Source organism: Geobacillus sp. WSUCF1 (assembly GCF_000422025.1).
Lineage (GTDB): Bacteria > Bacillota > Bacilli > Bacillales > Anoxybacillaceae > Geobacillus > Geobacillus zalihae.
In genome coordinates, this window is sequence record NZ_ATCO01000179.1 from 1 (window position 1) to 7,701 (window position 7,701).

8 protein-coding genes are annotated in these 7,701 nt (G+C 56.4%); 7 read left to right on the top strand and 1 reads right to left on the bottom strand.

Translation table 11 applies throughout. The features are described from left to right. Positions 1-140 precede the first annotated feature (140 nt). Positions 141-587, bottom strand: coding sequence for a hut operon transcriptional regulator HutP (gene hutP, locus I656_RS01960; protein ID WP_020756501.1), 447 nt, complete (start codon positions 585-587; stop codon positions 141-143). A gap of 273 nt (positions 588-860) precedes the next feature. On the opposite strand from hutP, the gene I656_RS01955 reads away from it, so the two are divergent. From I656_RS01955 to I656_RS01925, 7 genes are all read left to right on the top strand, one after another. Next, positions 861-1,706, top strand: coding sequence for an SPFH domain-containing protein (locus I656_RS01955; RefSeq protein WP_020756503.1), 846 nt, complete (start codon positions 861-863; stop codon positions 1,704-1,706). 15 nt (positions 1,707-1,721) lie between these two features. Then, positions 1,722-1,901, top strand: coding sequence for a hypothetical protein (locus tag I656_RS01950; RefSeq protein WP_013522935.1), 180 nt, complete (start codon positions 1,722-1,724; stop codon positions 1,899-1,901). A 204-nt stretch (positions 1,902-2,105) separates the two neighbouring features. After that, positions 2,106-3,131, top strand: a complete 1,026-nt coding sequence (locus tag I656_RS01945) for an XdhC family protein (protein ID WP_033006560.1) — start codon at positions 2,106-2,108, stop codon at positions 3,129-3,131. Continuing rightward, positions 3,131-3,769, top strand: a complete 639-nt coding sequence (gene pucB / locus I656_RS01940) for a xanthine dehydrogenase accessory protein PucB (protein WP_033006561.1) — start codon at positions 3,131-3,133, stop codon at positions 3,767-3,769. The genes I656_RS01945 and pucB overlap by 1 nt, the downstream gene beginning before the upstream one ends. After that, positions 3,756-6,083: a xanthine dehydrogenase family protein molybdopterin-binding subunit gene (locus tag I656_RS01935; protein WP_033006562.1), complete on the top strand. Its 2,328-nt coding sequence runs from the start codon at positions 3,756-3,758 to the stop codon at positions 6,081-6,083. The genes pucB and I656_RS01935 overlap by 14 nt, the downstream gene beginning before the upstream one ends. Further along, positions 6,070-6,912 carry a xanthine dehydrogenase family protein subunit M gene (locus I656_RS01930; RefSeq protein WP_033006563.1) on the top strand — a complete coding sequence of 281 codons (843 nt, stop codon included), beginning with the start codon at positions 6,070-6,072 and terminating at the stop codon, positions 6,910-6,912. Before I656_RS01935 ends, I656_RS01930 begins: the two co-directional genes overlap by 14 nt. A gap of 21 nt (positions 6,913-6,933) precedes the next feature. Beyond that, positions 6,934-7,419 carry a (2Fe-2S)-binding protein gene (locus I656_RS01925; protein WP_020756509.1) on the top strand — a complete coding sequence of 162 codons (486 nt, stop codon included), beginning with the start codon at positions 6,934-6,936 and terminating at the stop codon, positions 7,417-7,419. Positions 7,420-7,701 lie beyond the last annotated feature (282 nt).

Here is a 7,701-nt window from a genome sequence, read left to right on the forward strand (position 1 = left end):
CCTCCACTTCAAGCGTGAGCGAAGTGGGGGTAGTTGACTGGTTTTCCCAATCAAGCTCCTTTCCCAATTAAAAAGGAGGCGGCCTGCCATATGGCAGTGTTCGCCTCCTCATGACTCATCGCTCTAGGCATGGATCGCTCCTATATATGATTGATTCCGAGCCCGGCCGCCTCGTGCTCGAGCCCGCGCACCGGGGCGCCGATCGTCCCGTACAACGCAACGGCGATCCATTCCCCTTCGTTCGGTTGTTCATACGGCATACCGCGCACGACGGCGAAACGAAGGCCAGCGGTTCTCAACAAATCTCCCAGCTCTACCTGCCCTCTCGTCACGCCATGCACTGCCTCTAAAATTGCATGGTATAAGGCGTGCATCTCGCGGTACACGCCGCCGTCCACCACTCCATGCCGCTTTGCCGCCGTCTCAATCGCCGCGACGATTTTTTGCGGCTCCATCGCCCCGACCCGCCCTTGGCAATAGCGCCAAGCGAGCGCCTCAAGCTGGTTGAGGATCGGGTCTTCCTCTCCCTCGTCCAGCATCGCCAGCAGCAATGCCAGCCGGCCGATGCGCGCTTGTCTTGGTTCCATGGCTTCTACACACCTATTGGTCTTTTTTTCTATTGTATGATGACAATGAAAGCGATGTCAATGATGAATTTCCATTTTTTAGTTCATTAAAACAGTAACAGGCTGAACGATCGCCTTTATACTTCTGGATGGAAAATAGTTAGAAACATCTGCCTCGTGGCGAGCTATGGGCGACTCCCTCTTCTCGTCTTACCATGATCAATTCCGGTTTCCATTTTTTTGATTATATGATATCATATAAGTATCAAATTGACACTATTAGGGGGATAGGTTATGAGAGAACAAGAAGCATGGCGCATAGATGGATTTATCGGCATCGGATGCATCGCTCTTTTCGTTCTGGCTGGTTTTGTCAGCCTCATTCAAGCGCAGCTCTTATTGGCCGTTTTCTGCTTCGCCCTTGCCGCCTTCTTGGCGACTGGCATCACGATCGTTCAGCCGAATCAAGCAAAAGTGATCATTTTTTTCGGCCGCTACTTTGGCACGATTCGCGACAGCGGGCTGTTTTTCACCGTGCCGCTCACCGTTCGAAAGAAAGTATCGCTGCGCGTGCGCAACTTCACGAGCAACAGGTTGAAAGTGAACGATGTTCAAGGCAATCCAATTGAAATCGCCGCCGTCGTCGTCTTCCGCGTCATCGATTCAGCCAAGGCGGTGTTTGACGTTGATGATTATGAACAATTCGTCGAGATTCAAAGTGAAGCCGCTATCCGCCATGTGGCGACAAAATATCCGTACGACACGTTTGAAGACGACAACGAGATCACGCTGCGCGGCAATGCGGATGTCATTTCTGATGTGCTTGCCCAAGAATTGCAAGACCGGCTGCGCATTGCCGGAGTTGACGTGATGGAAGCGCGCCTCACCCACTTGGCCTACTCGCCGGAAATCGCGGGCGCCATGCTCCAACGCCAGCAAGCCGCCGCCATTTTGGCCGCCCGGAAAAAGATCGTCGAAGGCGCCGTCTCGATGGCGCGCATGGCGATCGAACAGCTTGACAAAGAAAACGTTTTAGAGTTAGATGATGAACGAAAAGCCGCAATGGTGAACAACTTGATGGTGGCAATCGTCTCCGAACGCGCCGCCCAGCCGGTGATCAATACCGGCAGTCTATACTAATGGTTGTGGAGTGCAATGACAAAGAAAAAACAATTCCCTTTGCGCATTGATTATGACCTGTACGCCATACTAGAGCAATGGGCGCAAGACGAGTTTCGCAGCGTCAACGCCCAAATCGAGTATTTGCTGCGGGAGGCGGCAAAGCGCGCTGGACGGCTCGGAAAAGGAAAAAACGATCCAAAACAAGGAAGCTAGCCGATGACGGCTGGCTTCTTTTGTTTTTCAGTCATGGGCATTTGTTGCCGAAATATAATGATAGTAGAGCTCTTTTTCGAAAGAGGGACGACCTAATGGCCCACCTGCTGTCGCCGCTTACAGCCATTACGAAATTTTATGGATCGTCCCGCCGCGCTTTCAACAACTTAGCCGCCTTTGGCGCCATGCGGAAGGAGGATGAGCATGGAAAGCTACTATGCTGTGCTCGAAGCGATCGCCGGCGCACCAGGCGACGGCGTGTTAGCCATCATCATCAGTGTGGAAGGCTCGGCTTATCAAAAAGAAGGAACATGCATGTGGATTGGCGCAAACGGGGAAACGGTCGGGCTGCTGAGCGGCGGATGCCTCGAAGAAGCGGTGGCGGCCTACGCGCGTGAGGTATTGGCGAACCGCCAGGCAACCGCTGTTTCGTTTGACTTGCGGACTGAGGATGATTGGTCGTGGGGGCAGGGCGCCGGCTGCAACGGCCTCGTCCACATTTGGCTCGAGCCGGTCACAAGCGACGCAAAACTCGATTGGCTGGCGCTCAAGCGTTGCCTTGACCGCGGCGAACATGTACTGATGGTCCGAAGCATCATGTATCCAGACGAGCGGCCGTTTTTCCAAAGCGAAACAGGCGAACAATTCGGCGGTTGCCGTCGGACGCCGCATCGGGAATGGCGCGAATGGCTTCACAAAACGCCGTTTTATCAAGGGCGAAGCGGTTTGTACGAAGTGGACGGGGAAACATTTTACGTTCAGCACTTTTGGCCAAAACCGCGCCTTGTCGTATTCGGCGCCGGATCAGACGCCCCGCCGCTCGTCTCAGCCGCCAAAGCCGCCGGGTTCTCCGTCACCGTAAGCGATTGGCGTCCGGCGTTTTGCCATCCATCCCACGTGCCGGACGCCGATGCCTTCGTCATGGGCTTTCCCCATGAAACTGTTCCGCGGCTTCGCCTAAACGAGCGCGACTTTGTTGTCATCATGACCCACCAGTTTGAACGCGACCGCGAACTCGTTTCCTTGTTAGCCGACATGCCACTCGCTTATCTCGGTGTGCTCGGTCCGCGGCGGCGCACGGACCGCCTCTTTCCTTCCGGCTCGACGCCTCCATTTGTCCGTTCGCCGGCAGGGCTTTCCATCGGCGCACGCGGTCCGTATGAGATCGCCGTCAGCATCACTGCCGAATTGATCAGCGTCCTTCGCAGGCGGTCAACGGAGAGAGTATGATGAGTCGCCCAACCATCGCTGGCATTTATTTGGCGGCTGGAGAAAGCCGGCGGATGGGAACGGATAAACGCGCTTTGCCCTGGGGGGAAAGCACGCTGGGCGCTGCCGGCCTTCAGGCTGCGCTTCATTCTTGCCTTGCGCCCGTCATCGTTGTCGTCCCTCCAGACGATGCGCTCGCGTGGCTTCCGGCTGAACTTCGGAATCATAAAAAGTGCCGCTTCGTCCGCTGCGCAGCCCATCATGGCGGTCAAGCGCATTCGCTTGCCTGCGGCCTGCAAGAAGCAGTCGCTAGCGGGGCCGACGCCGCCGCTGTGCTGCTCGCCGATCAGCCGTTTGTCACGTCTGAAACGATTGAGGTGCTGGCCGGCCTTTATCGCCGCCACCGTCCTGATTACGTCGCCTTCGCCCGCTTCGGCACGCCGATGCCCCCAGTCATTTTTGGAAAACAAATGTTTCCTTCCCTGCTTTCTCTAAAGGGCGATGCCGGCGGGCGTGCGCTCCTTCGCGACCCCCACTGGCGCGGCCTTTTGTATGAAGGCGGCGAAACAGCCAGCCTCGACATTGACACGAAAGATGATTATAAACATGCCGTCATCGTTCGAGAAGAAAAGGAGGGACGCCCCCATGGCCGTCGGTAAAAGCATTATCCGCAAAGAAGCGTGGGATAAAGTGACCGGCCGGGCGAAATATACGAACGATTTCAAAGAACAGGGGATGCTTCATGCCTCTTTGGTGACAAGCCCATACGCCCACGCGCGCATCCTCTCGCTGGAGGCACGCCGCGCGCTCGCCGCCCCCGGCGTCCATGCTGTTGTGACCGGTGAAGGGCTTCCGCTCACCGGTGAAGACATGCGCGATCGTCCGCCGATCGCCGTCGACAAAGTGCGCTACTATGGCGAAGTCGTCGCCGTCGTCGTAGCCGATACGCTCGCGCAAGCCGAACAAGCAGCCCGCCTCGTCCGCGTCGTTTACGAACCGCTTCCAGCCGTCGGCTCGCCGCGCGAGGCGTTGAAAGAAGGCGCTCCATTATTGCATGAACATCTCGACCGCTATGAAAAAAACAAAACGACTCATCCTGAGCCAGGGACAAACGTCGCCCACCGGACGAAAATCCGAAAAGGCAACATTGAACAAGGGTTTGCTGAAAGCGACGTCATCGTCGAAACAAGCGTATCGTTCGCCCCTTCCGATCATATCGCGATGGAAACACGCTGCGCCACGGCAGAAATTTGGCCGGACGGCACGATCCATATTTCCGCCTCCTCACAGTCACCGTTTATGATCAAGAAGTTGCTTCATACGTATTTTGGCGAAGAAACCGGCAAAGTCATCGTCCATACGCCGCTTGTCGGCGGCGCCTACGGAGGAAAAGCGCCCGTCCAGCTTGAGCTGCTTGCCTACCTTGCCTCCAAAGCGGTCGGCGGCCGAAAAGTGAGCGTCTGGAACAGCCGCGAGCATGACATGGTCACTTCGCCCGTCCATATCGGTTTGGAGGCAACCGTCAAAATCGGCGCGACAAAAGAGGGCTTGTTCAAGGCCATGGAAATCTTATTTCTATTTGACGGCGGGGCTTATTCCGACAAGGCGATCGATGTCAGCCGCGCCGCAGCCGTCGATTGCACCGGCCCGTACCATGTCGAAAACGTCTTTTGTGATTCATTGTGCGTCTATACGAATCGCCCGTACGCGACGCCGTTTCGCAGTTTTGGCCATTGCGAACAGGCATTTGCCGTCGAGCGGGCCATCGATGAATTGGCACGAACGCTTCAACTTGACCCATGGGAGGTGCGGCGCAAAAATGCCATCCGCCCGGGGCATACGACCCCGACGCAAGTGCGGCTCACGAAAAGCAACGTCGGCAACATATCAGCCTGCCTCGACCGGTTGCGCGAGCTGATGCGCTGGGACGAGTGGCAGCGCGTCGAAGTGGACGCTTATACGGTAAGAGCAAAGGGAATCAGCAGCGGCTGGAAAACATCGACGATCGACACAGATGCTAGCTCGGGCGTCATCTTAACGTTCAACTCCGACGGCAGTGTCAACGTCATCTCCGGCGTCGTCGAAATCGGAACCGGAACGAAAACGGTGCTCGCGCAAATCGTTGCTGAACGGCTGAAGATGGACGTCGATTGTGTCCATGTCAAAATGGATATTGATACGCAAACGACGCCGGAACATTGGAAAACAGTCGCCAGCCGCGGGACGTTTATGGACGGACGTGCGGCGCTTGCCGCTGCCGACGACGCCATCCGTCAGTTAAAAGACATCGCCGCCTGCGTCTTGCGGGCCTCGCCGGACGATTTGGAAGTCGGGTTCGGGCGCGTCTTTTTGCGCGATGACCCGGCCATCTTTCTTCCGATCAAAGACATCGCCTATGGCTACAAGTTTCCGAACGGCAACGCCATCGGCGGGCAAGTGATCGGGCGCGGCCGCTACATTTTGCGCCACTTGACCCCGCTTGATCCGGAGACCGGCGCCGGCAAACCGGGACCGGAATGGGGCGTATGCGCCGAGGGAGTGGAAATTGAGTTCAACCGCCGCGACTACACGTATCGCATTGTCAAAGCGTATGCGGTCATTGATGCCGGCAAAGTGCTCAACCCAAAGGCAGCGCTTGGCCAAGCGATGGGGGCGATGAGCATGGGGCTAAGCTTTTCCAGCCGCGAAGGGTTTCTTTTTGACAACGAACAGCGCGTGTTAAACCCACAGTTGCGCACATACCGGCCGATTCGCTTCGGCGAACATCCAGAGTACATCGTTGAGTTTGTCGAAACGCCGCAAATCGATGCCCCATACGGCGCTCGCGGCATCGGCGAACATGGCTTGATCGGCATGCCCGCCGCCTTGGCAAACGCCTTGTCGCTCGCTGCCGGCGTGCCGCTCAATGAACTGCCGCTTGTGCCTGAACTCATTTGGCGGACACAGAAAGGGGACTCCTATGGTTCCGTTTGACTTTGCCTACTACCGGCCGCAGTCGATCGCCGAAGCGACAGCGCTGTTTGCGGCGCTCGAGCGGGATGGAAAACGACCGCTCTACTACGGCGGCGGCACGGAAATCATCACGTTGTCTCGGTTGAACCTTGTCCGCACCGCGGCCGTCATTGACATAAAATCGATCCCTGAGTGCCGGGCGCTTGAGGCGAGCGCCGATCCTCTCGTGCTTGGAGCGGCGCTCTCCCTCGGCGAGCTCGAAGAAGCAAATCCGTTCCCGTTATTGACAAAAGCGGCGCGAGAAGTCGCCGACCGGACAGCGCGCAACCAAATTACGCTCGGCGGCAACATCTGCGGACAAATTTTTTACCGTGAGACCGCACTGCCGCTATTCGTCGCCGAGGCGGATGTCATCATCGCCGGACCATACGGCATCAGGCAATGCCGCTTCCTTGACTTGTTTCATCAACAGCTGCAGCTTGGCCGCGGTGAATTTGTCGTCCAGTTCAAGGTTGACCGTGCCACCGCCACCCTGCCCCATTTCCACCGCAAGCGCCGCAAGCAAGGGGAAGTCGGCTACCCGCTTGTGACGATTGCAGCGCTGAAAAAAGACGGGACGGTTCGCGCTGCTCTAAGCGGCGTCTGTCCGTTCCCGTTCCGCTCCGCTGAAGTTGAGGCGCATGTAAACGACCGGAGCCGCCCAGTTGGTGAACGAATCCAAGCAGCGGTTGACGCCTTCCCGCGCCCGATTTTGCACGATATTGAAGGCTCAGCAGACTACCGGCTGTTCGTGGCCGCCCAGCTGCTTGAAGATATGCTTCGTGAGCTCGGAGACGGAGAAACCGTCTAAACAGGAGGTGAGCATGCGGACATGGAGGAAACGACAAAGCGGGAGCTTGTGCTGCACGTTAATGGAGAACGAAGATCGATCGTCACTCGCCAAGCCGAAACGCTGCTGTTTGTTTTGCGCGATGGGCTGGGGCTGACCGGGGCCAAGCCAGGCTGTTTGAACGGCGACTGCGGCGCCTGCACCGTCTTAGTCGACGGCACGCCGATCAAATCATGCATGATGCTGGCTATCGAAACGGTCGGCAAAGAGATCACCTCGATCGAAGGGCTTGATGATGCCCCCATTCAGCACGCCTTCGTCCGCCACTTCGCCTTTCAGTGCGGCTATTGCACTCCTGGGTTCATTATGAACGCCCACGCGCTCATCGAGCGGCACCCAAACGCCGATGAGGCGACGATTCAAGAATGGCTGGAGTCGAATATTTGCCGCTGCACAAGCTATCAAGAAATTGAAGCGGCGGTCAAAGAAGTGCTCGAAGCCAAAAAAGCAAAACCAACAGATCCTTGACGAGCAATGGATATCCCGCACCCAATCGGGATATTCTTTTTTGATGCGGTATACATCTCATCGAAAAGGCTGGTGATTTACTAGGGCAACAGCTTCCCGGAATCGCTTCTCAAGTAGAAAATCCTTGTAGCATCAGCCCCTATTTTCACACGTTCACCCATCGATCAAGGAAAACAGCGGTTTTTCACCGGCCTTCTAAATAGCTATTGACAAAAATATAACGTTAACGTTAATGTTATGTTTGTAAAACAGATCGTTCACTGTGATCACGGGAAAGCGAGG